The following is a 24,509-nucleotide window of genomic DNA, read 5'->3' on the forward strand; positions in this document are numbered from 1 at the left end:
CGCACAATGGCGATGACGGCTGCGGTCAAGGACGAGCTGAGTCGGGTCGACGTGCCCAAGCCCTGCTGTCGGCGGGCGGAGATGGCTGCGCTGCTGCGCTTCGCCGGTGGGCTGCACATCGTCTCCGGCCGCGTGGTGGTGGAGGCTGAGCTGGACACCGGGGCGGTGGCCCGCCGGCTGCGGCGGGAGATCGCCGAGGTCTACGGCTACCCCAGCGAGATCCACGTGCTGGCCTCCGGCGGCCTGCGCAAGGGCAGCCACTTCATCGTCCGGGTGGTCAAGGACGGCGAGGCCCTCGCCCGGCAGACCGGCCTGCTGGACGTGCGCGGACGCCCGGTGCGGGGGCTGCCCCCGCACGTCGTGGCCGCGAACGTCTGCTGCGCGGTGTCCGCGTGGCGGGGCGCGTTCATGGCGCACGGCTCGCTCACCGAGCCCGGCCGCTCCAGCGCACTGGAGATCACCTGCCCGGGTCCGGAGTCGGCGCTGGCGCTGGTCGGCGCGGCACGCCGCATCGGCATCACCGCGAAGAACCGCGAGGTACGCGGGGTGGACCGGGTGGTCGTCAAGGACGGTGACGCCATTGCGGCGCTGCTCACCCGCATCGGCGCGCACTCCAGCGTGCTGGCGTGGGAGGAGCGGCGGGTGCGCCGCGAGGTGCGGGCCACCGCCAACCGGCTGGCGAACTTCGACGACGCGAACCTGCGCCGCTCGGCGCGTGCGGCGGTGGCCGCCGCCGCGCGGGTGACCCGCGCACTGGAGATCCTCGCCGACGAGGCGCCCAACCACCTGACCGACGCCGGGCGGCTGCGCCTGGAGCACCGGCAGGCGTCCCTGGAGGAGTTGGGCGCGCTCGCCGACCCTCCGCTGACCAAGGACGCCATCGCCGGGCGGATCCGCCGGCTCCTGGCGCTGGCCGACAAGCGGGCCCGCGACCTCGGCATCCCGGATACGGAAGCAGCCGTCACGCCCGACATGCTCGTGGTCTGATAGGACGGTGGGGCCGCACGGTGCGCCCGGGAGCACGACCCGGCGCAGCGTGGTCTCGCACGCTCGGATAAGGTCGCTGAGTACGGCAAGGGGGCCGACACCCGGCACCTCTCGTCGTGCCCACCGCCTCGGGCGGTCAGGTCCTCAGACCGCGCGGCGGGGTGGCCGAGATGAACCGTCGACGGCCGGCTCCAAACGGTCGGCGCACACCATTCCCGCCGGCCCGTTGTCTGAAGCCGGCGGACCAGAACGCGAGGAGATGGGACCTGTGACCATCCGGGTTGGCATCAACGGCTTTGGCCGAATCGGCCGTAACTTCTTCCGGGCAGTGCTGGCGTCCGACGCCGACATCGAGGTCGTGGCGGTGAACGACCTGACCGACAACGGCACGCTCGCCCACCTGCTCAAGTACGACAGCATCCTCGGTCGCCTGCCGTACGAGGTGAAGGCCACCGCCGACGAGATCACCGTCGGCGGCAAGACCATCAAGGCGTACGCCGAGAAGGACCCGTCGAAGCTGCCGTGGGGCGAGGTCGGCGCCGACGTCGTCATCGAGTCGACCGGCTTCTTCACCGACGCCACCAAGGCGAAGGCGCACGTCGACGGCGGTGCCAAGAAGGTCATCATCTCCGCCCCGGCGAAGAACGAGGACGTCACCGTCGTCATGGGTGTCAACCACGACACCTACGACCCGGCGAAGCACACCATCATCTCCAACGCCTCGTGCACCACCAACTGCCTCGCCCCGATGGCGAAGGTCCTGCACGACACGTTCGGCATCCAGCACGGTCTGATGACGACGATCCACGCGTACACCCAGGACCAGAACCTGCAGGACGCGCCGCACTCGGACCTGCGTCGGGCCCGCGCCGCCGCGCTGAACATCGTGCCGACCTCCACCGGCGCCGCCAAGGCGATCGGCCTGGTCCTGCCGGACCTCAAGGGCAAGCTCGACGGGTACGCGCTGCGGGTGCCGATCCCGACCGGCTCGGTCACCGACCTCACCGTCAACGTGGGCCGTGAGACCACCGTGGACGAGGTCAACGCCGCGCTGAAGGCCGCCGCGGACGGCCCGCTCAAGGGCATCCTGGTCTACAACGAGGACCCGATCGTCTCCACCGACATCGTCACCGACCCGGCGTCGTGCATCTTCGACGCGCCGCTGACCAAGGTCGTCGGCAACCAGGTCAAGGTCGTCGGCTGGTACGACAACGAGTGGGGCTACTCCAACCGCCTGGTGGACCTCGTCAAGCTGGTGGGTTCCTCGCTGTGAGCATCCGGACCCTCGACGACCTGCTCGCCGAGGGGGTGTCGGGTCGGCGCGTGCTGGTGCGCGCCGACCTGAACGTCCCGCTCGACAAGCAGACCGGTGCCATCAGCGATGATGGCCGCATCCGCGCGGTGCTGCCGACGCTCGGCGCGCTGGTCGAGGCCGGCGCGAAGGTGGTCGTCTGCTCGCACCTGGGCCGCCCGAAGGGCACGCCGGACCCGCAGTTCAGCCTCCGTCCGGTCGCGGGGCGGCTCGGTGAGCTGCTCGGCGCGCCGGTGCACTTCGCCGACGACACCGTGGGTGACTCGGCCCGCTCCACAGTCGCCGGCCTGGCCGACGGTCAGGTCGCACTGCTGGAGAACCTGCGCTTCAACGCGGGGGAGACCAGCAAGGACGAGGCCGAGCGGGGCGCCTTCGCCGACCAGCTCGCCGCGTTCGGCGACGCGTACGTGGACGACGCGTTCGGCGCCGTGCACCGCAAGCACGCCAGCGTGTACGACGTGCCGGCCCGGCTGCCGCACGTGGCCGGCCGGCTGGTGCTGCGTGAGGTCGAGGTGCTCTCGAAGCTCACCGGCGGCCCGGAGCGGCCGTACGTGGTGGTGCTCGGCGGTTCCAAGGTCTCCGACAAGCTGGCGGTGATCGAGGCGCTGCTGCCGACTGTCGACCGGCTGCTCATCGGCGGCGGGATGTGCTTCACCTTCCTCAAGGCCCAGGGCCACGAGGTGGGCACCTCGCTGCTGGAGGAGGAGATGGTGGAGACCTGCCGCAACCTCCTGGAGCGCTCCGAGGGCAAGATCATGCTGCCGGTCGACGTGGTGGCCGCGACCGCCTTCTCCCCGGACGCCGATCACGACGTCTTCCGGGCCGACGGCATCCCGAGCCACCGGGTCGGGCTGGACATCGGCCCGGAAACGGTCGCCGGCTTCGCCGCCGCCCTGACCACCTCCGCATGTGGAGATCCCGGGAACGCGCGGACGATCTTCTGGAACGGGCCGATGGGCGTGTTCGAGATGCCGCCCTTCGCCGCGGGCACCCGGGGCGTCGCCGAGGCCATCGCCCACTCCGACGCGTTCAGCGTGGTCGGCGGCGGTGACTCGGCGGCCGCGATCCGGCTCCTCGGCCTGGACGAGAAGGCGTTCGGTCACATCTCCACCGGCGGCGGCGCCTCCCTGGAATACCTCGAGGGCAAGACCCTCCCCGGCATCGCGGCCCTGGAGAACTGAGCATGGCGAGCACGACCCGCCGGCCGTTGATGGCCGGCAACTGGAAGATGAACCTCAACCACCTCGAGGCCAACCTGCTGGTGCAGAAGCTGGCCGCGAGCCTCACCGAGAAGCAGCTCACCGAGGTCGAGACGGTCGTGCTGCCCCCCTTCACCGCCCTGCGCACCGTGCAGACGGCGGTGGACGGCGACAAGCTGCTGATCGGCTACGGCGGGCAGGACCTATCCCCGCACACGGCGGGCGCGTACACCGGGGACATCTCCGGCGTGATGCTCGCCAAGCTCGGCTGCACGTACGTGGTGGTCGGGCACTCCGAGCGGCGGGCCTACCACCACGAGGACGACGCGCTGGTCAACGCGAAGGTGAAGGCGGCGCTCACGCACGGCCTGACCCCGATCCTCTGCGTGGGGGAGGGGCTGGACGTGCGCGAGCAGGGCACCCACGTGGCGCACTGCGCCGACCAGCTCGACGGGGGCCTCGCCGGGCTCACCGCCGAGCAGGTGCGGCAGGTCGTCATCGCGTACGAGCCGGTCTGGGCGATCGGCACCGGCAAGACCGCGACGCCGGAGGACGCCCAGGAGGTCTGCGGCGCGGTCCGGAAGCGGTTGGCGGAGCGCTTCGACGCCGAGACCGCCGACGCGGTCCGTATCCTGTACGGCGGCTCGGTCAAGGCGTCGAACGTCGCCTCGATCATGGCGCAGCCGGACGTGGACGGCGGCCTGGTGGGCGGCGCCAGCCTGGACGCGGAGGAATTCGCGCAGATCTGCCGGTTCCCCGAGCACATCGCCCGCTGATCGCTCGCTATCCTTGACACCGCCCGTCCACCGGCCGGTGCCATCGTGCCCGACCTGTCCGGGCGAGGATCGCTACGAGAGGACTGCCCCCAGCCATGCCGATCTGGTTCGCATACACGTTGATCGTGTTGCTGGTCATCACGAGCGTTCTGCTCACCCTGCTGATCCTGCTGCACCGCGGTAAGGGCGGCGGACTGTCGAGCATGTTCGGCGGTGGCGTCAGCTCCAGCCTCGCCGGCTCCTCGGTGGCGGAGAAGAACCTGGATCGTTACACCGTTCTGGTGGGCGTCGTCTGGTTCGCCGCCATCGTCGGGCTCGGCCTCTGGCTCCGCCTCCAGATGAACAGCGGCGCCTGAGCAGGCTCGTAAAGTCGTACAATCTGCGCGCGGTCCGTCACTCGACGGGCCGCGCGCAGGCTTTTCTCCGCTGCACCGCGTCGCCCGCCGTCCACCCCCGAAGATGGCGGGTCCCCTCCGACGACAGGAGCGAGCAGCCGTGCCTAGTGGCAACGTCATCCGCGGCGCCCGGGTCGGGTCGTCGCCCGTCCGCCCGGACGAGCGACACCAACCCGCCCCCCGACAGGACGTCACCTACTGGTGCCGCAACGACCATCGGACCAGCATCCGGATCGCCGCGGACGTCGCGCCGCCGCCGCTGTGGGACTGTCCCCGGTGCGGGCTGCCCGCCGGCCAGGACGAGCAGAACCCGCCCGGCCGGGTCCGCGCCGAACCGTACAAGAGCCATCTGGCGTACGTGAAGGAGCGGCGCACCGCCGAGGAGGGGGAGGCGCTGTTGAACGAGGCGTTGGCCGCGCTGCGCCGCCGCCGAGGCGAGTAGCCGGCCGTCAGCGCAGGCTGCGGAGCCGGGCGGGCACGTCGGCTGCCGCGGCCCGGTCCAGCAGCCAGCGGGTACGGTCCACGCCGTGCACGCCCGCCGCCGGCAGCTGCACCGGCCCGGCGCCGGCAAGCGCCATGCCCACCGCGCGGGCCTTGTCGGCGCCGCCGGCGACCAACCAGACCTCCTCGGCCGTGTTGATCGCGGCGAGGGTGAGGGTGGTCCGCACCGGCGGGGGCTTCGGGCTGCCCCGCACCGCGCTGACCGGACGGGTGTCGTAGTGCACCGGATGCCCGGGGAAGACCGACGCGACGTGGCCGTCCTCGCCGACGCCCAGCATCAGCACGTCGAAGTGCGGCAGCGCGGCGTGCCCGGGTCGGGCGGCGCGCGCCAGCTCCTCGGCGTACGCGGCGGCGGCCGCCTCGGGGTCGTTGCCGGCCGGGCCGTCGGAGGCCGGCATGGGGTGTACCCGGTCCGGGTTCAACGGCACCACGTCCAGCAGGGCGGCCCGTGCCTGGGTCTCGTTGCGCTCCGGGTCGCCGGCGGGCAGGAACCGTTCGTCGCCCCACCACACGTCGACGCGGGACCAGTCCACCGCGTCGCGGGCCGGCAGCGTCGCGACCGCCCGGTACACGGCCGCGGCGACCCGGCCGCCGGTCAGGACCACCGACGCCTCACCACGGTCGGCCTGCGCGTCGAGCAGTTTCACAAGCAGCCGGGCCGCCACGGCCTGCGCCAGCAGGTCGGCGTCGGCGTGGACGGCGACACTCGCCTCACTCATGGGTTGTGCCTTCCCGACCGCTGAGCGGTCGCTGTCGCGTCGTAGTGCCCGGACGTACGCCCGGGAGGAGGTGTGGGGCGGGGCGCCCCCGAGGGTGCCGGGGCAGAGCCGGGGCGGTGCCCGGCCCTGCCCCGGGGCGGCTCAGCTCTCGCCGCTCGTACCGGCGTGCGCGGTGACCCCGGCCTCGGCGCGCTGCGCGGTGGCCGGGTCCTTCCAGACGTGCACCCGCTGCGGTGGACGCTGCTCCAGGCCGCGTAGCCCGACGGTCGCGCCGAGCGCCTCCGCGTACACCTGGTCGGCGTCCAGACGGCGCAGTTCCTCGGCCAGTTCGTCGCCGAGCGGGCGACGGACCAGCGGCAGGGTTCGGTCGTCCTGACCGGTCCGGCGGAAGACGGCGAGGCTGTCCTCCCGGGTCAACGTCAGCTGGTCACCGTTGGCGCAGGTCAACTGCACCTCCCGCATCCGGGGGAACTCGGTGTCGTCCACCCGGCGCGGGGTGATGCCCAGCCGGCTGGACAGCCAGCCGACCATCAGCGTCGCCGTCGGGTCGCTGGGCGGCGCGACGACGGTCGCCTCGGTGACCTTCGCCTCGGTGGTGTCGAACGCCCCCGCTACGAGGGTCCGCCACGGGGTGATCCGGGTCCACGCCAGGTCGGTGTCACCCGGGGCGTAGTCCCGGGCCCGCTGCCGCAGCGCCTCCTGCGGGTCGGCGGCCTGCGCCGAGTCGGTGATCCTCCGGTCGGCGACCACACCGAGGAAGTCGGTGGCGATCTCCGCCGGCGGTTCGCCGTGCCACCAGGTGACCACCGGCACGTCCGGAACGAGCAGCGGCATCACCACCGACTCGGCGTGCAGGGCCAGCCGCCCGTACATCCGGGTGACCACCGCCTCGCACGGGCCGAGCCGACCACCGACCACGATCTCCGCGTCCAGCCGGTTGCGGTCCCGCTCGATGTCCGAGCGGACCACCACCACCAGCCGGCACGGGTGGGCGGCGGCGGCGATGGTGGCCGCCGCCTCCGCCTCGCGGACCCGCTTCTCGTCCACCACGACGATGAGGGTGAGCGCCATGCCGCTGGCCACGCCACCGGCGCTGCGCCGCTCGGCGGCGAGCGCCTTGACCACCTCGTTGCCGGTGGTGTCCCACAACCCGATCATGCTCTTCTCCAAGCGCGGCCCTCGCGGGCCAGCATCTCGTCGGCCGCCCGCGGCCCCCACTCGCCGGCACGGTACGGCTCCGGCGTGGTGCCCGCCCAGGCGTGCTCCAACGGGTCGATCACCTGCCAGCTCTGCTCGACCTCGGCCGCGTCGGGGAACAGGGTGCGGTCGCCGATCAGCACGTCCAGCACCAGACGTTCGTACGCCTCCGGGCTGGACTCGGTGAACGCCTCGCCGTACTGGAAGTCCATCGCGATGTCGCGGACCTCCATCGTGGTGCCCGGCACCTTCGAGCCGAACTTGAGCACCACGCCCTCGTCCGGCTGCACCCGGATGACCAGCTGGTTGTTGCCCAGCGACTCCATGTCGGCGTCGTTGAACGGCAGGTGCGGCGCCTTCTTGAACATGATGGCGACCTCGGTGACCCGCCGGGGCAGCCGCTTGCCGGCCCGGATGTAGAACGGCACCTCGGCCCAGCGACGGTTCTGGATGCCCAGCCGCACCGCCACGTACGTCTCGGTGGTGGAGTCGGGGGGTACCCCCTGCTCATCCCGGTAACCGACCGCGCGTTCGCCGCCGACCCAGCCGGGCAGGTACTGGCCGCGGACGGTGTCCCGGGCGACGTCCCTGGGCAGGGTGATGGCCTTGAGCACCTTGAGCTTCTCGGCGCGGATCTCGTCGGCGTCGAAGCTGGTCGGTTCCTCCATGGCCACCAGGGCGAGGAGCTGGAGGAGGTGGTTCTGCAGGACGTCGCGGGCGGTCCCGACGGTGTCGTAGAAGCCGGCCCGGGTGCCGATGCCGACGTCCTCGGCCATGGTGATCTGCACCGAGTCGACGTACTTGGAGTTCCACAGTGGCTCGAACAGGTTGTTGGCGAACCGCAGGGCGAGGATGTTCTGGACCGTCTCCTTGCCCAGGTAGTGGTCGATGCGGAACACGTCCTGCCGGGTGAAGACGTCGTCGACCAGGTCGTTGAGCGCCTTCGCCGACGGCAGGTCGTTGCCGAACGGCTTCTCCACCACCACCCGGCGCCAACCGCCGGACTTCTCGTTGTCGGCCATCCCGGTGCGGGCCAGCTGCTTGAGCACGACGGGGAACGCGGCCGGGGGGATCGAGAAGTAGAACGCCGCGTTGCCGGTGATGCCGTGGGTCTGGCGCAGGTCGTCCAGCGTCGAGGCGAGGGTGTCGAACGCCGCGTCGTCGTCGAACGACCCGCCGACGAACTTGATGTTGCCGGCCAGACGCGCCCACACCTCGTCCCGCCACGGGGTACGGGCGTGCTTGCGGGCCGCCTCGCAGGCGAGGGTCTCGAAGTCGCCGTCACCCCAGTCGCGGCGCGCGAAGCCGAGCACCACGAAACCGGGCGGCAGCAGGCCCCGGTTGGCCAGGTCGTAGACCGCGGGGAGCAACTTCTTGCGGGCCAGGTCGCCGGTCACCCCGAAGATCACCAGAGCGCAGGGCTCCGGGATCCGGGGCAGCCGGCGGTCCTGCGGGTCGCGTAGCGGGTTCACGCCTTGGGTCACGTCGTCCATCCTCACGTGCGCAGCTGACCGGCCGCGTCGAGCAGTTGGGCGACGCCGGCCGCCCGGTCGGTCAGGTGCAGTCGCAGCACGGGCCGTTCCCGCCCCGCGAGGGCCTGCCGGTCGCCGGCGGCCTGCGCCGCCTGCAACTCACCGAACGTGTACGGCTTGCCTGGCACGTCCAGGTCCTCGGCGACCGCGCCGGTCACCTGGAGGTAGCTGCCGACCTGCGGCCCACCCTTGTGGTACTGGCCGGTCGAGTGCAGGAACCGCGGCCCCCACCCGAAGGTGACGGGCCGGCCGGCCGCCTCGGCCAGCAGCGGACGCAGCCGGGCCGTGTCCGCGTCGGCGAACCGGTCGAGGTACGCCATGACCGCCAGGTAGCCGTCGTCGCCCAGCCCGTCGAGCAGCCACCGCAGCACACCCGCCAGGTCGCCGGGCGCGCCCTGCGGCGCGTACACCTCGATCGCGCCCTCGGTGAACGACGGCGTCTCCGCCGGCAGACCCGAGGCCAGGATCTTGTTGGTGTTCTCCTTGGACTCGGTGACGTTCGGCTGGTTGAACGGGTCGATGCCGAGCACCACACCGGCCACCGCCGTGGCGTACTCCCAGGCGAGGAACTGCGCGCCGAGCGGGCCGTTGACCGCCACGTCCGGGGCGGTGCCGCCACCGGGCACGTCGCCGGGGGCCAGCGCGCCGCCGTAGGTGACGGTCAGCACGTCCGACCCGGTGGCGCCGGGGCTGCTCGGGGACTCCACCACCACCGGCAGGATGCCCACGCCGGCCTTGCCTGTCGACTCGGCGATCAGCTGCTCGGCCCAGTCGCCCAGCCCGTCGATGCCGGTGCCGTCGGAGATCAGCGCGACCTTGTCCCGGGCCAGCGTGGCGGCGGCGCCCAGCGCGGCGCCCAGCGCCAACGCCGGATTGTCCCGGTCACCGGCGAGCGACGCGGCCAGCGCGTCGGCCTGGTCGATCAGCTCGGACACCTCGACACCGGCCAGCGCCGACGGCACCAGGCCGAACGCGGTCAGCGCCGAGTACCGACCGCCCACGTTCGGGTCGGCCAGCACGGTGAACGCGCCCATCTCGGTAGCGGTCGTCTCCAGCGGCGAGCCCGGGTCGGTGACGATGACGAAGTGCCGGCCGGCCTCCGCCTCGGTCATCCCGGCGTCCAGGAACGCCTGCCAGTACGCGCGCCGGTGACTGTCGGTCTCCACCGTCGAGCCGGACTTGCTGGCCACCACCACGACGGTGCGCTCCAGCCGGTCACCCAGGGCCGCGCGGACCTGGCCGGGGTCGGTGGTGTCCAGCACGGTCAGCGGCCGGCCGAGGGTCCGGGTGATCACCTCGGGGGCCAGCGACGAGCCGCCCATGCCGGCGAGCACCACGTGGTCCAGGTCGGCCAGCTCGGTGGTCAGCTCGGCGAGCTGCACCAGCAGCTCCCGGCTGCGCCGGTGGGTGTCCACCCAGCCGAGCCGGACCTTCGCCTCGGCCTCGGCGTCCGGACCCCACAGGCCCGGGTCCTTCGCGGCCAGCTTGCCCGGGACGCCGGCCTTGACCAGCGCGTCCCGGGTCGAGGCGGGTGCGGACTTGTCGACCGCGTCCGCGCCGTGCACGACGAGCCCGGCGGCGGCCTCCGCCGGCCCTGCGAGGAGGTCGCTCATGCGTTACCACCAGCCTGCTCGGCGGCCTTCGCGTTGCCCTTGGCGGCCTTGTTCGGAGCGCCCGTGCCCTTCGCCGCCGCCTCCAGCGACTTGCGGACGCCGTCGAGCAGCTCCTGCCAGCTGGCCTCGAACTTCTCCACGCCCTCGCGTTCCAGGGTGACGATCACGTCGTCCATGTCCACCCCGACCGACTCCAGGTCCGCGAAGACCTTCCGGGCCGCGTCGTAGGCCCCGGTGACGGTGTCGCCGCGGGTCTCGCCATGATCGGCGTACGCGTGGATGACCGACTCCGGCATGGTGTTGACCGTGCCGGGAGCGATCAGCTCCTCCACGTAGATGACGTCGCGGTAGTCCGGGTTCTTCGTCGAGGTCGACGCCCACAGCGGCCGCTGCGGGTGCGCTCCGGCGGCGGCGAGCGCCTTCCAGCGGTCGGAGGAGAACACCTTGGAGTAGCGCTCGTACGCCAGCTGGGCGTTGGCGATGGCCGCCTTGCCCTTCAGCGCCTTGGCCTCGTCCGAGCCGATCTTCTCAAGCCGCTTGTCGACCTCGGAGTCGACGCGGGAGACGAAGAACGACGCGACCGAACCGATGGTGGACAGGTCGTGGCCGTTGGCCTTGGCCTGCTCCAGGCCGGCCAGGAACGCCTCCATGACCGCCGAGTAGCGGTCCAGACCGAAGATCAGCGTCACGTTGACGCTGATCCCCTCGGCCAGCGTCGCGGTGATCGCCGGCAGGCCCGCCTCGGTGGCCGGGATCTTGATGTAGAGGTTGGGCCGGTCGACCAGCCACCACAGCGCCTTGGCCTCGGCCACGGTCTTGTCGCTGTCATGGGCCAGCCGGGGGTCCACCTCGATGGAGACCCGACCGTCGACACCGTCGCTGCCGTCGTACGACGGGCGCATCACGTCGCACGCCCACCGCACGTCGTACGTGGTGAGCATCCGTACGGCCTCTTCCACGTCCACGCCACGGATGGCCAGGTCGCGCAGCTGCCAGTTGTACTCGTCGGCGTCGCTCAACGCCTTGGCGAAGATCGTCGGGTTGGTGGTGACCCCGGCCACGTGCTTCTCGCGGCGCAGCTGGTCCAGCCCGCCGGAGCTCAGACGCACCCGGGAGAGATCGTCGAGCCAGACCGCCACACCCGCGGCGGTGAGCTCATTCAGCTTGTCGGTCATGCCGTCCACGCTCCCTCAGTTGCCGGTCGTGAAACCGGTGATGTCGCCCACCCGGGCCAGCGAGGCGTGTGCCGCCGCCACGATCCGGTCGGGGGTGAACCCGAACTGCTCGAAGAGCACGGTGTGCGGGGCGCTCGCTCCGTAGTGCTCCAGGCTCACGCTCTCGCCGAGGTCGCCGACGATCCCGCGCCAGGACATCGCGATGCCCGCCTCCACGCTCACCCTTGCCTTTACCCCGCGTGGGAGCACCGACTCCCGGTACGCCTCGTCCTGCTCGTAGAACCACTCCTGGCAGGGCATCGAGACCACCCGGGTCGGCGTGCCGTCGGCCTCCAACCGCTCCCGGGCGGTCAGGCAGAGCTGCACCTCGGAGCCGGTGCCGACGATGATCACCTGCGGCTTGCCGTTGGACGCCTCGGCCAGCACGTAACCGCCCTTGGCCACGCCGGCCACGTCGCCCAGGACGTCCCGGTCCAGGGTCGGCAGCGGCTGGCGGCTCAGCGCCAGCGCGGTGGGCCGGTCGGTGTGCTCCAGCGCCTGCCGCCACGCCCATGCCGTCTCGTTGGCGTCGGCCGGGCGGACCACGTCCAGGCCCGGGATGGCGCGCAGCGCGGTCAGGTGCTCCACCGGCTGGTGGGTCGGGCCGTCCTCGCCCAGGCCGATCGAGTCGTGCGTCCAGACGTACGTCACCGGCAGCTTCATCAGCGCGGCCAGCCGCACCGACGGACGCATGTAGTCGCTGAACACGAGGAACGTGCCGCCGTACGGGCGGGTGCCCCCGTGCAGCGCGATGCCGTTGAGGATCGCTCCCATGGCGTGCTCACGGATGCCGAAGTGCAGCGTGCGGCCGTACTCGTGACCGGGGAAGTCCTTGGTGGCGTGCGCGGCCGGGATGAACGACGGCTCGCCCTTCATCGTGGTGTTGTTGCTCTCGGCCAGGTCGGCCGAGCCACCCCACAGCTCCGGCAGCACCGGCGCGAGCGCCTCCAGCACCTTGCCGGACGCGGCCCGGGTGGCCATGCCCTTGGCGTCGGCGGGGAAGACCGGCAGCGCGTTGGTCCAGCCGTCGGGAAGCACGCGGCCGGCCATCCGCTCGTAGAGCGCGGCGCGCTCCGGGTTGGCTTTCTTCCAGGCGTCGAACGCGCTGGTCCACTCCTGCTCGGCGTCGGAACCGCGGCCCATCACCGCGCGGGCGTGGCCGAGCACCTCCTCGTCCACCTCGAAGGTCTGCTCGGGGTCGAAGCCGAGGATCCGCTTGGTGGCCTTCACCTCGTCGGCGCCCAACGCCGAGCCGTGGATCTTGCCGGTGTTCTGCTTGTTGGGCGCGGGCCAGCCGATGATGGTGCGCAACGCGATGAAGGAGGGACGACCGGTCTCCGCCTTGGCGGCGAGCAGCGCGCGGTGCAGCGCCTCGGCGTCCTCGTGGTAGTCACCCTGGTCGGCGTCGCCGCTGCGCCAGTCGACGGTCTGCACGTGCCAGCCGTACGCCTCGTAGCGGGCCGCCACGTCCTCGCTCTTGGCGATGCGGGTGTCGTCCTCGATCGAGATCTCGTTGTCGTCGTAGATCACCGTGAGGTTGCCCAGCTGCTGGTGCCCGGCGAGGGCGCTGGCCTCGTGGCTGATGCCCTCCTCGATGTCGCCGTCGGAGACGATGCACCAGATGTCGTGGTCGAAGACCGACGCGCCCGGCTCGGCCTCCGGGTCGAACAGGCCGCGCTCCCGGCGGGCCGCCATGGCCATGCCTACCGCGTTGCCCAGGCCCTGCCCGAGCGGGCCGGTGGTGGTCTCCACGCCCGGCGTGTGCCCGTGCTCGGGGTGACCCGGCGTGAGCGAGCCCCACTGCCGCAGCGACTTCAGGTCGGACAGGCTCAGCGGGTACCCGGACAGGAACAGCTGGATGTAGAGCGTCAGGCTGGAGTGCCCGGCGGACAGCACGAACCGGTCCCGACCGGGCCAGTTCGGGTCGGCCGGGTTGTGCCGCATGACCCGGTTGAACAGGAGGTACGCCGCGGGCGCCAGGCTCATCGCGGTACCCGGGTGGCCGTTGCCGGATTTCTCCACGGCATCCATGGCCAGGACGCGGACGGTGTCGACAGCCCGGCGATCGAGGTCGGACCAGTTGAGTTCGGAGTGCTCGGGTCGGTTGGCAGCCACGATGGTTGTGCTCCTCGGCAGATGGGCGGAACCCTCACTGGTGACCCTATCGAGCGGCCCTAAACGTCCGCCCACGGATCTCTGCATGGTGTGCGGTACGGGACGAAGGCTCGAGTCGTTCAACCCGGTGGTGTGACGGCCCGCACCGTTGTCGGGTCGGCCGGGCAGCCAAAACGACAACGCGTAGTGTGTGGGTCGGTGTGCGGCCCCCGAACGGGTTGGGCCGACCGATCTCCCCGTGGCGATGCCGGAAGGTGGCAATCCGTGAGCATGATCACCGAGCGCCCCGCGAGCAATCCCGCCGGGCAGCCCCCGGCGCGGGCGGCCGACGGCCCGGTGGCGCGGCGGGACGTACGCGCGATCGTCTCGGCGTACGTGGCGCTCACCAAGCCGCGCATCGTCGAGTTGCTGCTGGTCACCACCGTGCCGGCGATGATGCTCGCCGAGGGTGGCCTGCCGTCGCTGTGGCTGATGGCCGTGGTGCTCATCGGTGGCTCGCTCGCCGCGGGCGCGGCCAGCGTGCTCAACTGCTACATCGACCGGGACATCGATCAGCTGATGCGGCGGACGAAGCGCCGGCCGCTGCCGGCGCACACGGTGTCACCGCGCAGCGCCCTGGTCTTCGGTCTGGTGCTGGCGGCGGTCTCGATCGTGCTGATGGCGGCGTTCACCAACCTGCTCGCCGCCGCGCTCACCCTCGCCGCGATCGTCTACTACGACGTCGTCTACACGCTGTGGCTCAAGCGCTCCACCCCGACGAACACGTTCTGGGGTGGCGCCTGCGGGGCCGCTCCGGTGCTCATCGGCTGGGCGGCGGTGACCGGTGGTCTGGCGCCGGCCGCGTGGGGGCTGTTCGCGGTGGTCTTCTTCTGGCAGATGCCGCACTTCTACCCGCTCGCCATGAAGTACAAGGACGACTACGCGCGGGCCGGGATCCCGATGCTGCCGGTGGTGGCCTCCACCCGCCGGGTGAACGCCGAGATCCTGATCTTCGCCTGGCTCACCGTGCTGACCTCCCTGGCGGTCTGGCCGCTGGGCCTGAGCGCGATCTACGGCGTGCCGACGCTTGTGGTGGGCGCCATCTTCATCGTCGAGGCGCACCGGCTGTGCCGTCGCGCGACGCGCGGCGAGGCCGTCAAGCCGATGCGCCTGTTCCACTGGTCGACCACGTACCTGACGATCGTGTTCGTGGCCGTCGCGCTCGACGCGCTGATCTGACCGGAGCCGGCTCGACCGGCCCGTTCCGCTGACTCGACTAATCATCATCATGGATGGGTTGTCCGGGTTTAACGTCACATCGGGGTAACTTTCGCATGAGTCGGATGGGCTCAACCTGTGGCGGCTCGGTACTGGTTTGCCAGCGCGTTTTGCACCTGTAAGTCGGGAAAAAACCGGGCAGCAAACCTGTGTTCTTCCTTAAACCTGTAGGTAATTGGCATCACAAAAGCTTCATGCTTCTCGCCCGTGCGAGTGGAACTCTGCTTAGGCTTCGCGTCATGGCAGATGGTTCCGATACGACGCTGACGGACGAGCAGACCGTTGGTGAGCAGGCCCCGCACGGCCTGGTCGCCGGCCTCAAGGCGTTCGCCGCCGGACACGGCGGAGCGAAGGCGGTCATCGAGTACGTCGGCAAGCGTGGCGCGCGGATCGTCCTCGTGGGTTCCGACGGTGAGTGGGGCGACCAGTTCGCCGACGACACCGTCACCGCCCGGGAGGCGTGCGCCAGGGCGGGAGTCACCGTCGAGAACGCCTGGGAGCGTGAACTGATGGACCAGATGCGTCCGAGCAACGACCTCTGGCGGTCGATGGCCCGGCGCACGATGGCCCGCTGAGATAGACAGTTGAATTGACCGACCACCACCAGTCGACCCGGGGGAAACCCCGGGTCGCTCTCGTCACCTGCACCGAGCTGACCGAGCTGGACCCGGACGACCGGCTCGTCCTCGCCCCGCTCGCCGCCCGGGGCGTCACCGTCGAGGCCCCCGTCTGGGACGACCCCGACGTCGACTGGTCCTCGTACGACCTGGTCGTGCTCCGCTCGCCGTGGGACTACGCGCTGCGCCGCGACGAGTTCGTCACCTGGGCGGCCACCGTCCCGGCGCTTGTCAACCCGGCCGACGTGGTCCACTGGAACACCGACAAGCGGTACCTCGCCGAGCTGACCGCGGCAGGCGTGCCCACCGTGCCGACCTCCTGGGTCGAGCCGGGGGAGAGCTGGCAGCCGCCCGCTGACACCGGCGAGTACGTGATCAAGCCAGCGGTCAGCGCGGGCAGCCAGGACACCGGCCGGTACGACCTGGCCGACCCGGAGCACCGCGACCTGGCCGTGGCGCACGTACGCCGGCTGTCCACCGCCGGTCGGGCGACAATGGTCCAGCCGTACCTGGAGGCCGTCGACACCGAGGGCGAGACGGCGCTGCTCTTCCTGGCCGGCCCGGACGGGCTCGCGTTCAGCCACGCCATCCGCAAGGGGCCGATGCTGACCGGGCCGGACCTCGGCCCGGACGGGCTCTACAAGGCCGAGGAGATCACCGCCCGCACCGCGCGACCGGACCAGCTGGCGGTCGCCGAACGCACCCTCGCCACCGTGCCCGGCGGCACGCGGCAACTGCTCTACGCCCGGGTCGACCTGATCCCCGGCCCGGACGGCGACCCCGTCCTGGTCGAGCTGGAGCTGACCGAGCCGTCGCTGTTCATCGGGTACGCCGACGGCGCCCCCGACCGCCTCGCCACAGCGATCACCACCCACCTGGCCCGCCGCGCCTGACCTCCCACCCCGCCGCCTGGCCCTGGGCGTAGCCCCCAAGATCCGCGCAATATCGGGGATGCTGCTGTCTCCCGCGCCCCGGAAGCAGCAACATCCCCGAAGTTGTGCAGATTGAGTGGACGTGCAAGATCGGCGCGGGGGTGTCAGGCGGTGACCGGGACGGCTTCGGCCTCGGTCGCGGTGGTCTGCGGCGCCGAGGCGGCCGGGCGGCGTTCCCGGGTCGACCACTGCACCGAGAGGGTGGCGAGCAGCACCACGCAGGAGCCGAGCATGTGCGCGCCGACCAGGAGCGCGGGCACGTGGGTGAAGTACTGCACGAAGCCGATGACACCCTGGCTCAGCTCGACGGCGACCAGGACGATCGCGGCCCGGGTGGCCCGCCGCGCGCCGACCGCCCGGAATGCGAAGATCAACGCCACCGAGAGGCCGATCAGCAGGAAGACCCCGTCGGCGTGCACCTGCGAGATCGACTCCGGGTCGAGCCCGTTGCGGGCCGCGCCCTGGTCGCCGGCGTGCGGGCCGCTGCCGGTGACCCAGGTGCCGATCACCAGTACCGCGACGCTGACGCCTGTGGTGATCCGGGCCAGCGCGCGCAGCGGCGTGGGCACCACGGCCACCGTGGGGCCGTCCGGCTCGTCGATCCGCCGCCAGAGGGCGTACGCGGCGGCGATCACCGCCATCGAGGCGAGGAAGTGCAGCCCGACCACCCACGGGTTGAGGTTGGTCAGCACGGTGATGCCACCGACCACCGCCTGCGCGGGGATGCCGAGGAAGACGGCGACGGCCAGCGCGAGGAGCCCGGGTCGGCGGGGCCGGTGGGCCAGTACGGCCAGCACGGTGGCCAGCGCGATGAGGCCCACCGCGAAGGTCAGCATCCGGTTGCCGAACTCGATCACCCCGTAGATGCCCATCTCGGGGGTGGTGACGTACGAATCGTCGGTGCACCGGGGCCAGGTGGGGCAGCCGAGGCCCGACGCGGTCAACCGGACGGCCCCGCCGGTGACGACGATGCCCACGTTCGCGATGATCGAGGCGAGCGCGAGGCGGCTCAGCAGGGTGCCGGAGACCGGACGGACGATTCGGTTCACGGCGCAAATCCTACGCACCGTAGTGATCGAGGTTCGTCCGACTCCGTCGGGTCGGTGGTTCGGATCACCGGGGCCCGGGTTTGCGACCCTCAGGGTAATTACGTAACGTTGGCGTTGTGAAAAACGCGGCGGCGCTCTCCGGGCAGCGGTCGGCGGCCGTCCCGGCCGTCGGTGCTTCCGCGTCCGCGCACGCCGTGACCACGTCGACCGGGTTCTCCGGCGCCGCTGCGGCCGAGGTCTCCACCCGGGACCGGGTCACCCAGCTGCTGCTGGAGCGGGGCGCCACCACCGCCGCGCAGCTCGGGCAGGCGCTCGGCCTGAGCCCGGCGGCGATCCGCCGGCACCTGGACGCGATGCTCGCCGACGGTGACGTCTTCGCCCGGGAGCAGACCGTGCAGGGCAGTCGTGGTCGGGGGCGCCCGGCGAAGGTGTTCCTGCTGACCGAGGCCGCCCGGGTCCGCTGTGGCACACACCACTACGACAACATGGCCACCGCCGCGCTGCGGTGGATCGCCCGCAGCGGTGGTTCGGACGCCGTCGAGGCGTTCGCCACCGAGCAGGTGTCCGCCCTGGAGTCGCGCTGCCGGGCCGCCATGGAGGACGCCGGCGACGACCCCCTCGCGCGGGCGGAGGCACTCGCTGGAGCGCTCACCGCCGAGGGATACGCTGCCAACGCGACCACGATCGCCTCCGGCGGGCAGCTCTGCCAGCACCACTGCCCGGTGGCGCACGTGGCCGCCGAGTTTCCCCAGCTGTGCGAGGCCGAGACCGCGGTGATCTCCCGTCTGGTCGGCACCCACGTGCAGCGCCTGGCCACCATCGCGCACGGCGACGGGGTGTGCACCACGCACATTCCGACCCAGCCGACCCGCGCCCAGTCCGGTAATCCCGTAACCACTGTGAGGACAGATAGATGACCGAGCAGATCGTCCAGCCCCTGACCCAGGAAGAGCAGCTCGCCGCCCTGGGTCGCTACGAGTACGGCTGGTCCGACCCGGACGCCGCCGGGGCGGTCGCCCAGCGCGGCATCAACGAGGCGGTGGTGCGGGACATCTCGGCCAAGAAGAACGAGCCGGCCTGGATGCTCGACCTGCGCCTGAAGGGCCTGCGGCTGTTCGGCCGTAAGCCGATGCCGGCCTGGGGCGCGGACCTCACCGGGATCGACTTCGACAACATCAAGTACTTCGTGCGGTCCACCGAGAAGCAGGCCACCAGCTGGGAGGACCTGCCCGAGGACATCAAGAACACCTACGACCGGCTGGGCATCCCGGAGGCGGAGAAGCAGCGCCTGGTCGCCGGTGTCGCGGCGCAGTACGAGTCGGAGGTCGTCTACCACAAGATCCGTGAGGACCTTGAGGAGCAGGGCGTCCTCTTCCTGGACACCGACACGGCGCTGCGCGAGCACGAGGACGTCTTCAAGGAGTACTTCGGCACGGTGATTCCGGTCGGTGACAACAAGTTCGCCGCGCTCAACACCTCCGTGTGGTCCGGTGGCTCGTTCATCTACGTGCCGAAGGGCGTGCACGTGGAGATCCCGCTGCAGGCCTACTTCCGGATCAACACGGAGAACATGGGCCAGTTCGAGCGGACGCTGATCATCGTCGACGAGGGTGCGTACGTGCACTACGTCGAGGGCTGCACCGCGCCGCTGTACTCCTCCGACTCGCTGCACAGCGCGGTCGTGGAGATCATCGTGAAGAAGAACGCGCGCTGCCGGTACACGACCATCCAGAACTGGTCGAACAACGTCTACAACCTGGTGACCAAGCGCGCCGTCTGCCACGAGGGCGCGACCATGGAGTGGGTCGACGGCAACATCGGCTCCAAGGTCACCATGAAGTACCCGGCGGTCTACATGACCGGCGAGCACGCCAAGGGCGAGGTGCTCTCGGTGGCGATGGCCGGCGAGGGCCAGCACCAGGACGCGGGCGCCAAGATGGTGCACGCCGCGCCGCACACGTCCTCGACGATCGTGTCGAAGTCGATCGCCCGGGGCGGCGGCCGCACCTCGTACCGGGGTCTCGTGCAGGTGCTGGAGGGTTCGCACCACAGCCGCAGCACGGTCAAGTGCGACGCGCTGCTTGTCGACACGATCTCCCGCTCGGACACCTACCCGTACGTCGACATCCGCGAGGACGACGTGTCGATGGGGCACGAGGCGACCGTCTCCAAGATCAGCGACGACCAGCTCTTCTACCTGATGAGCCGTGGTCTGAGCGAGGACGAGGCGATGGCCATGATCGTGCGTGGCTTCATCGAGCCGATCGCCAAGGAACTTCCGATGGAGTACGCCCTGGAGCTGAACCGGCTGATCGAGCTCCAGATGGAGGGCGCGGTCGGCTGACGCCGTCCGTCCCGTCCGGCCGACCTGACACCGTCGTCGCAGCAGAGAACAGACCAAGGAAGAAATGACTACCCAGGCTTCCGCGCCGCCGCCCAGCACCAAGTCGCAGGCGCTCCGCTCGTTCGACGTCGCCGACTTCCCGGCCCTCACCGGCCTGGAGGAGGAGTGGCGTTTCACCCCGCTCAAGCGCCTCCGCGGCCTGGTCGGCGAGTCGTCGGGCGAGGCGCCGGCCGCGACCGGCGCCGTCCGGCACGAGTACGGCGACCTGCCCGAGGGCGTGGCCGTCGGACGGGTCGGCCGTGACGACAAGCGGATCGGCAGTGTGCTCACTCCGGTCGACCGGGTCAGCGCGCTGGCCTACGGCGCCGCCGCCGACGCCCTGCTGGTGCGGGTCGACCCGGACGCGGTGCTGGGTGCTCCGGTGCGCCTGCGCGTGGTCGGCGACGGCGCCGGTCAGCCGGCGTTCGGTCACACCTTCGTCGAGGTGGGTCGCTTCGCCGAGGTGACCCTGGTGCTGGAGCACGTCGGGTCGGCCACCCTGGCCGACAACGTCGAGGTCACCGTGGCCGACGGCGCGACGCTGACCCTGGTCACGGTGGCCGACTGGGCCGACGACGCGGTCCAGGCGCAGCACCTCAAGATCAAGCTGGGTCGGGACGCCAAGGTCATCCACATCCAGGTCACCCTCGGCGGCGACCTGGTCCGGCAGTTCACCTCGGTGGAGTACACGGGCCGGGGCGGCGAGGCCGAGCTGTACGGCGTCTACTTCGCCGACTCCGGCCAGCACCTGGAGCACCGGCAGCTGGTCGACCACAACGTGCCGGACTGCCGCAGCTACGTCGGCTACCGGGGCGCTCTGCAGGGCGACGACGCGCACACCGTCTGGGTGGGCGACGTGCTGATCCAGGCCGAGGCGACCGGCACCGACACGTACGAGATCAACCGGAACCTGCTGCTCAGCGACGGCGCGCGGGCGGACTCCGTACCCAATCTGGAGATCGAGACCGGCGAGATCGCCGGCGCCGGCCACGCCAGCGCGACCGGCCGCTTCGACGACGAGCAGTTGTTCTACCTGATGGCCCGGGGTATCCCGGAGGGTGAGGCCCGCCGCCTGGTGGTCCGGGGCTTCTTCGCCGAACTGATCAACAAGATCCCGGTGGAGGAGCTGCGCGAGCGCCTGGGCGACGCGATCGAGGCCCGGCTGGCCAAGGCGGGCGCCTGATGATCCGGATCTGCTCCACCGAGGACGTCCCGAAGGGCAGCGTGATCAGCGCGGACGTCGACGGCACGCCGATCGCCCTGGTGCACGGCACGGACGGCAACTTCTACGCCGCCTACGACGAGTGCTCACACGCCGCGGTCGCCCTCTCTGAGGGTGACGTCGACGGCTGCACGTTGGAGTGCTGGCTGCACGCCTCGCGCTTCGACCTGCGCACCGGCGAGCCGACCGGGCTGCCCGCCACCCAACCCGTACCCGTCTATCCCGTCGAAGTCCGCGACGGCGACATCTACGTCAGCCTGACGCCGAGTAATGGAGTGACCCGATAATGAGCACCCTGGAGATCCGCGACCTGAAGGTGTCGGTCAAGCTGCCCGAGGGTGAGCTCAAGCCGATCCTGGCCGGCGTCGACCTGACCATCCGTTCCGGCGAGACCCACGCGATCATGGGCCCGAACGGTTCCGGCAAGTCCACCCTGGCGTACTCGATCGCCGGTCACCCCAAGTACGAGATCACCGGCGGCTCGGTGACCCTCGACGGCCAGGACGTGCTGGCCATGACTGTCGACGAGCGCGCCCGCGCCGGTCTCTTCCTGGCCATGCAGTACCCGGTCGAGGTGCCCGGCGTCTCGGTGGCGAACTTCCTGCGGACCGCCAAGACCGCCATCGACGGCGAGGCCCCGAAGCTGCGCACCTGGGGTGGCGAGCTGCGCGGCGCCATGGAGCGCCTCCAGATGGACCCGGCGTTCGCCCAGCGCAACGTCAACGAGGGCTTCTCCGGCGGTGAGAAGAAGCGGCACGAGATCGTCCAGCTGGAGCTGCTCAAGCCGAAGATCGCGGTCCTCGACGAGACCGACTCGGGCCTCGACGTGGACGCCCTGCGCGTGGTCAGCGAGGGCGTCAACCGGGTCCGCGACACCGGCGACACCGGCGTGCTGCTGATCACCCACTACACGCGGATCCTGCGCTACATCAAGCCGGACTTCGTGCACGTCTTCGTGGCCGGCCGGATCGTCGAGCAGGGCGGCCCGGAGCTGGCCGACAAGCTCGAGGCCGAGGGCTACGAGCGGTACGCCGCCGGGGCCGGCACGGCCAAGGCCTGAGCGAGAGAGGCGCCGTCGAGATGACCAGCATCGCGATCCCGTCGGGGATGCCGCAGTACGACGACGTGCCGCGTTTCGACGTGGCCCGGGTGCGCGCCGACTTCCCGATCCTCGATCGGGAGATCAACGGGCACCCGCTGGTCTACCTCGACAGCGCCAACACCTCGCACAAGCCGCGCATGGTGCTCGACGTGCTCGCCGAGCACTACGCGCGGCACAACGCGAACGTGTCGCGCTCGGTGCACACCCTGGGCACCGAGGCCACCGAGGCGTACGAGGGGGCGCGGGCGAAGGTCGCCGCGTTCATCAACGCGCCGAGCGTGGACGAGGTGGTGTTCACGAAGAACTCCACCGAGGCGATCAACATCGTGGCGTACGCCTTCTCCAACGCCTCGCTGCGGCCCGACGGTGACCCCCGGTTCCGGCTGGGGCCGGGCGACGAGGTGGTGATCTCCGAGATGGAGCACCACTCGAACATCGTCCCGTGGCAGCTGCTGTGCGAGCGTACCGGCGCGACCCTGCGCTGGTTCGGAGTCACCGAGCAGGGACGGCTTGACGAGTCGGGCCTGGAGGACCTGGTCACCGAACGGACGAAGATCGTCTCGCTGGTGCACATGTCGAACATCCTCGGCACCGTCAACGCGACCGCCCGGATCACGGCGCGGGTCCGCGAGGTGGGCGCTCTGCTGCTGCTGGACTGCTCGCAGTCGGTGCCGCACCTGCCCATCGACGTGGTCGACCTGGACGCCGACTACATCGTGTTCACCGGGCACAAGATGTGCGGCCCGACCGGCATCGGGGTGCTCTGGGGCCGGGGTGAGCTGCTCGCGGCCATGCCGCCGGTGTTCGGTGGCGGTTCGATGATCGAGACGGTCACCATGGCCGGGTCGACGTTCGCGGCGCCGCCGGCCCGGTTCGAGGCGGGCACTCCGCCGATCGCCGAGGCGGTCGCGCTCGGCGCGGCGGTGGACTACCTCACCGGGATCGGCATGCAGTCGATCCAGTGGCACGAGAAGGAGTTGACGGCGTACGCCCTTGACGCCCTCGGCTCGGTGCCCGACCTGCGGATCTTCGGCCCGACGGTGCCGGTGGGTCGGGGCGGCACCATCTCGTTCGCGCTGGGGGACGTCCACCCGCACGACGTGGGTCAGGTGCTCGACTCGCTCGGCGTGCAGGTACGGGTGGGTCACCACTGTGCCAAGCCGGTGTGCAGCCGGTTCGGCGTCCCGGCCATGACCCGGGCCTCGTTCTACCTCTACACCACCACCGAGGAGATCGACGCTCTGGTGGCCGGTCTGGAGCAGGTGCGGAAGGTGTTCGACTGATGGTGCAGCTCGACCAGCTCTACCAGGAGATCATCCTGGACCACTACAAGCACCCGCACGGGCGTGGCCTGCGCGACGCCGACGACCCGGGCGACCAGGTCGCGGAGGCGCACCACGTCAACCCGACCTGCGGCGACGAGGTCACCGTCCGGGTGGCCACCGACGGCGCCGTGCTGCACGACATCTCGTACGACGGGATGGGCTGTTCGATCAGCCAGGCCTCGGCGAGCGTCCTGCACGAGTTGCTGCGCGGTCGGGGCGCCGGGGAAGCATTCGAGGTGCACGAGGCGTTCGTGGAGTTGATGTCCGGACGTGGCCAGGTCACGCCGGACGAGGACGTACTCGGTGACGGGGTTGCTTTCGCGGGTGTCGCCCGCTACCCCGCCCGGGTCAAGTGCGCGCTGCTGCCGTGGATGGCGTTCAAGGACGCGGCGGCACGCGCCGGTGTGGGCGTGAGCCCGGAGGTGAAGGCATGAGCAGCGAGAACACCGCTACCGCGGCGACGCCGGAGGCCGGTGACGCCACCGCGGCGCCGCAGACCGACGCCGTGACGACCGACAGTGCCGCGACGGCGGGTGCCGGCGATGCCGCCACCCCGACGGCCGGCGTCAGCAAGGCCATGATCGCCGACATCGAGGAGGCGATGAAGGACGTCGTCGACCCGGAGCTGGGCATCAACGTGGTCGACCTCGGCCTGGTGTACGGCGTGCACGTGGACGACGAGAACATCGCCACCCTGGACATGACGCTCACCTCGGCGGCCTGCCCGCTGACCGACGTCATCGAGGACCAGGCCCGGCAGGCGCTGACGACCGGCCCCGGCGGCGGTCTGGTCAACGACATCCGGATCAACTGGGTGTGGCTTCCGCCGTGGGGCCCGGACAAGATCACTGACGAGGGTCGGGACCAGCTCCGTTCCCTCGGCTTCAACGTCTGAGTCGACCCCGGTCGGCTCTGCCCGTCGAGCGCGGCACCCCCGTCGGGGTGCCGCGCTCGACGCGTTCCACCCCCTGAACGCCCACCTGGTTGATCAAGAGGTTTGCGTCAGGAACCGCCGTCGTGGTGACGCAAACCTCTTGATCACCGGGAGAGGGGGAGCGGGAG

24 protein-coding genes are annotated in these 24,509 nt (G+C 71.0%); 17 read left to right on the forward strand and 7 right to left on the reverse strand.

The genetic code is table 11. The features are described 5' to 3' along the window. The first annotated feature begins 6 nt into the window (after positions 1–6). The 6 genes from whiA (at position 7) to FHG89_RS12925 (ending at position 5,111) form a co-directional block, all read left to right on the forward strand. Positions 7–987: a DNA-binding protein WhiA gene (whiA, locus tag FHG89_RS12900; RefSeq protein ID WP_030337350.1), complete on the forward strand. Its 981-nt coding sequence runs from the start codon at positions 7–9 to the stop codon at positions 985–987. A gap of 268 nt (positions 988–1,255) precedes the next feature. Next, positions 1,256–2,260, forward strand: a complete 1,005-nt coding sequence (gene gap, locus FHG89_RS12905) for a type I glyceraldehyde-3-phosphate dehydrogenase (protein ID WP_088988543.1) — start codon at positions 1,256–1,258, stop codon at positions 2,258–2,260. Then, complete coding sequence (locus FHG89_RS12910) at positions 2,257–3,480, forward strand: phosphoglycerate kinase (protein WP_139584630.1); 1,224 nt, start codon at positions 2,257–2,259, stop codon at positions 3,478–3,480. The genes gap and FHG89_RS12910 overlap by 4 nt, the downstream gene beginning before the upstream one ends. A gap of 2 nt (positions 3,481–3,482) precedes the next feature. After that, on the forward strand, positions 3,483–4,274 hold the full coding sequence (gene tpiA, locus FHG89_RS12915; RefSeq protein ID WP_139584631.1) for a triose-phosphate isomerase: 792 nt from the start codon (positions 3,483–3,485) through the stop codon (positions 4,272–4,274). A 95-nt stretch (positions 4,275–4,369) separates the two neighbouring features. Then, positions 4,370–4,630 (forward strand): preprotein translocase subunit SecG, encoded by a 261-nt coding sequence (gene secG / locus FHG89_RS12920; RefSeq protein ID WP_109819549.1) that lies wholly within the window; start codon positions 4,370–4,372, stop codon positions 4,628–4,630. Between the two features lie 139 nt (positions 4,631–4,769). Continuing rightward, entirely contained in the window at positions 4,770–5,111 is a 342-nt protein-coding gene (locus FHG89_RS12925) for an RNA polymerase-binding protein RbpA (protein WP_139584632.1), read from the forward strand. Between the two features lie 7 nt (positions 5,112–5,118). Here the strand turns inward: FHG89_RS12925 and pgl are convergent, their stop codons facing one another. From pgl to tkt, 6 genes are all read right to left on the reverse strand, one after another. Continuing rightward, positions 5,119–5,889, reverse strand: a complete 771-nt coding sequence (gene pgl, locus FHG89_RS12930; protein ID WP_139584633.1) for a 6-phosphogluconolactonase — start codon at positions 5,887–5,889, stop codon at positions 5,119–5,121. Positions 5,890–6,030: 141 nt separating this feature from the next. Beyond that, on the reverse strand, positions 6,031–7,047 hold the full coding sequence (locus FHG89_RS12935; RefSeq protein WP_139584634.1) for a glucose-6-phosphate dehydrogenase assembly protein OpcA: 1,017 nt from the start codon (positions 7,045–7,047) through the stop codon (positions 6,031–6,033). Continuing rightward, positions 7,044–8,579, reverse strand: a complete 1,536-nt coding sequence (gene zwf, locus FHG89_RS12940; protein ID WP_139584653.1) for a glucose-6-phosphate dehydrogenase — start codon at positions 8,577–8,579, stop codon at positions 7,044–7,046. The genes FHG89_RS12935 and zwf overlap by 4 nt, the downstream gene beginning before the upstream one ends. Before the next feature lie 2 nt (positions 8,580–8,581). After that, entirely contained in the window at positions 8,582–10,231 is a 1,650-nt protein-coding gene (locus FHG89_RS12945) for a glucose-6-phosphate isomerase (RefSeq protein ID WP_139584635.1), read from the reverse strand. Then, entirely contained in the window at positions 10,228–11,406 is a 1,179-nt protein-coding gene (gene tal, locus FHG89_RS12950) for a transaldolase (RefSeq protein WP_139584636.1), read from the reverse strand. Before tal ends, FHG89_RS12945 begins: the two co-directional genes overlap by 4 nt. Positions 11,407–11,421: 15 nt before the next feature. After that, complete coding sequence (tkt, locus tag FHG89_RS12955; protein WP_139584637.1) at positions 11,422–13,560, reverse strand: transketolase; 2,139 nt, start codon at positions 13,558–13,560, stop codon at positions 11,422–11,424. Positions 13,561–13,824: 264 nt separating this feature from the next. Here tkt and FHG89_RS12960 point away from each other — a divergent pair, with 264 nt between their 5' ends. The 3 genes from FHG89_RS12960 (at position 13,825) to FHG89_RS12970 (ending at position 16,327) form a co-directional block, all read left to right on the forward strand. Next, positions 13,825–14,778 carry a heme o synthase gene (locus FHG89_RS12960; RefSeq protein WP_139584638.1) on the forward strand — a complete coding sequence of 318 codons (954 nt, stop codon included), beginning with the start codon at positions 13,825–13,827 and terminating at the stop codon, positions 14,776–14,778. A 278-nt stretch (positions 14,779–15,056) separates the two neighbouring features. Then, entirely contained in the window at positions 15,057–15,392 is a 336-nt protein-coding gene (locus FHG89_RS12965; RefSeq protein ID WP_139584639.1) for a hypothetical protein, read from the forward strand. A gap of 14 nt (positions 15,393–15,406) precedes the next feature. After that, positions 15,407–16,327, forward strand: a complete 921-nt coding sequence (locus tag FHG89_RS12970) for an ATP-grasp domain-containing protein (protein WP_139584640.1) — start codon at positions 15,407–15,409, stop codon at positions 16,325–16,327. A 143-nt stretch (positions 16,328–16,470) separates the two neighbouring features. Here the strand turns inward: FHG89_RS12970 and FHG89_RS12975 are convergent, their stop codons facing one another. Further along, entirely contained in the window at positions 16,471–17,433 is a 963-nt protein-coding gene (locus FHG89_RS12975) for a COX15/CtaA family protein (RefSeq protein ID WP_167517401.1), read from the reverse strand. 98 nt (positions 17,434–17,531) lie between these two features. Between FHG89_RS12975 and FHG89_RS12980 the strand changes: the two genes are divergently transcribed. The 8 genes from FHG89_RS12980 (at position 17,532) to FHG89_RS13015 (ending at position 24,342) form a co-directional block, all read left to right on the forward strand. Beyond that, positions 17,532–18,332, forward strand: a complete 801-nt coding sequence (locus tag FHG89_RS12980; protein ID WP_139584642.1) for a helix-turn-helix transcriptional regulator — start codon at positions 17,532–17,534, stop codon at positions 18,330–18,332. After that, entirely contained in the window at positions 18,329–19,759 is a 1,431-nt protein-coding gene (gene sufB, locus FHG89_RS12985; RefSeq protein ID WP_074312771.1) for a Fe-S cluster assembly protein SufB, read from the forward strand. The genes FHG89_RS12980 and sufB overlap by 4 nt, the downstream gene beginning before the upstream one ends. A gap of 64 nt (positions 19,760–19,823) precedes the next feature. After that, a complete protein-coding gene (sufD, locus tag FHG89_RS12990) occupies positions 19,824–20,981 on the forward strand; it encodes a Fe-S cluster assembly protein SufD (RefSeq protein ID WP_139584643.1) in 1,158 nt (385 codons plus the stop codon). After that, positions 20,981–21,307: a non-heme iron oxygenase ferredoxin subunit gene (locus tag FHG89_RS12995; protein ID WP_139584644.1), complete on the forward strand. Its 327-nt coding sequence runs from the start codon at positions 20,981–20,983 to the stop codon at positions 21,305–21,307. The genes sufD and FHG89_RS12995 overlap by 1 nt, the downstream gene beginning before the upstream one ends. Continuing rightward, entirely contained in the window at positions 21,307–22,080 is a 774-nt protein-coding gene (gene sufC, locus FHG89_RS13000; protein WP_139584645.1) for a Fe-S cluster assembly ATPase SufC, read from the forward strand. The genes FHG89_RS12995 and sufC overlap by 1 nt, the downstream gene beginning before the upstream one ends. A gap of 20 nt (positions 22,081–22,100) precedes the next feature. Further along, entirely contained in the window at positions 22,101–23,405 is a 1,305-nt protein-coding gene (locus tag FHG89_RS13005; protein ID WP_139584646.1) for a cysteine desulfurase, read from the forward strand. A 2-nt stretch (positions 23,406–23,407) separates the two neighbouring features. Continuing rightward, entirely contained in the window at positions 23,408–23,881 is a 474-nt protein-coding gene (gene sufU / locus FHG89_RS13010; protein ID WP_121653048.1) for a Fe-S cluster assembly sulfur transfer protein SufU, read from the forward strand. Beyond that, positions 23,878–24,342 (forward strand): metal-sulfur cluster assembly factor, encoded by a 465-nt coding sequence (locus FHG89_RS13015; protein WP_139584647.1) that lies wholly within the window; start codon positions 23,878–23,880, stop codon positions 24,340–24,342. Before sufU ends, FHG89_RS13015 begins: the two co-directional genes overlap by 4 nt. Positions 24,343–24,509: the final 167 nt, after the last annotated feature.

Source organism: Micromonospora orduensis, assembly GCF_006228125.1.
Taxonomy (GTDB): domain Bacteria; phylum Actinomycetota; class Actinomycetes; order Mycobacteriales; family Micromonosporaceae; genus Micromonospora; species Micromonospora orduensis.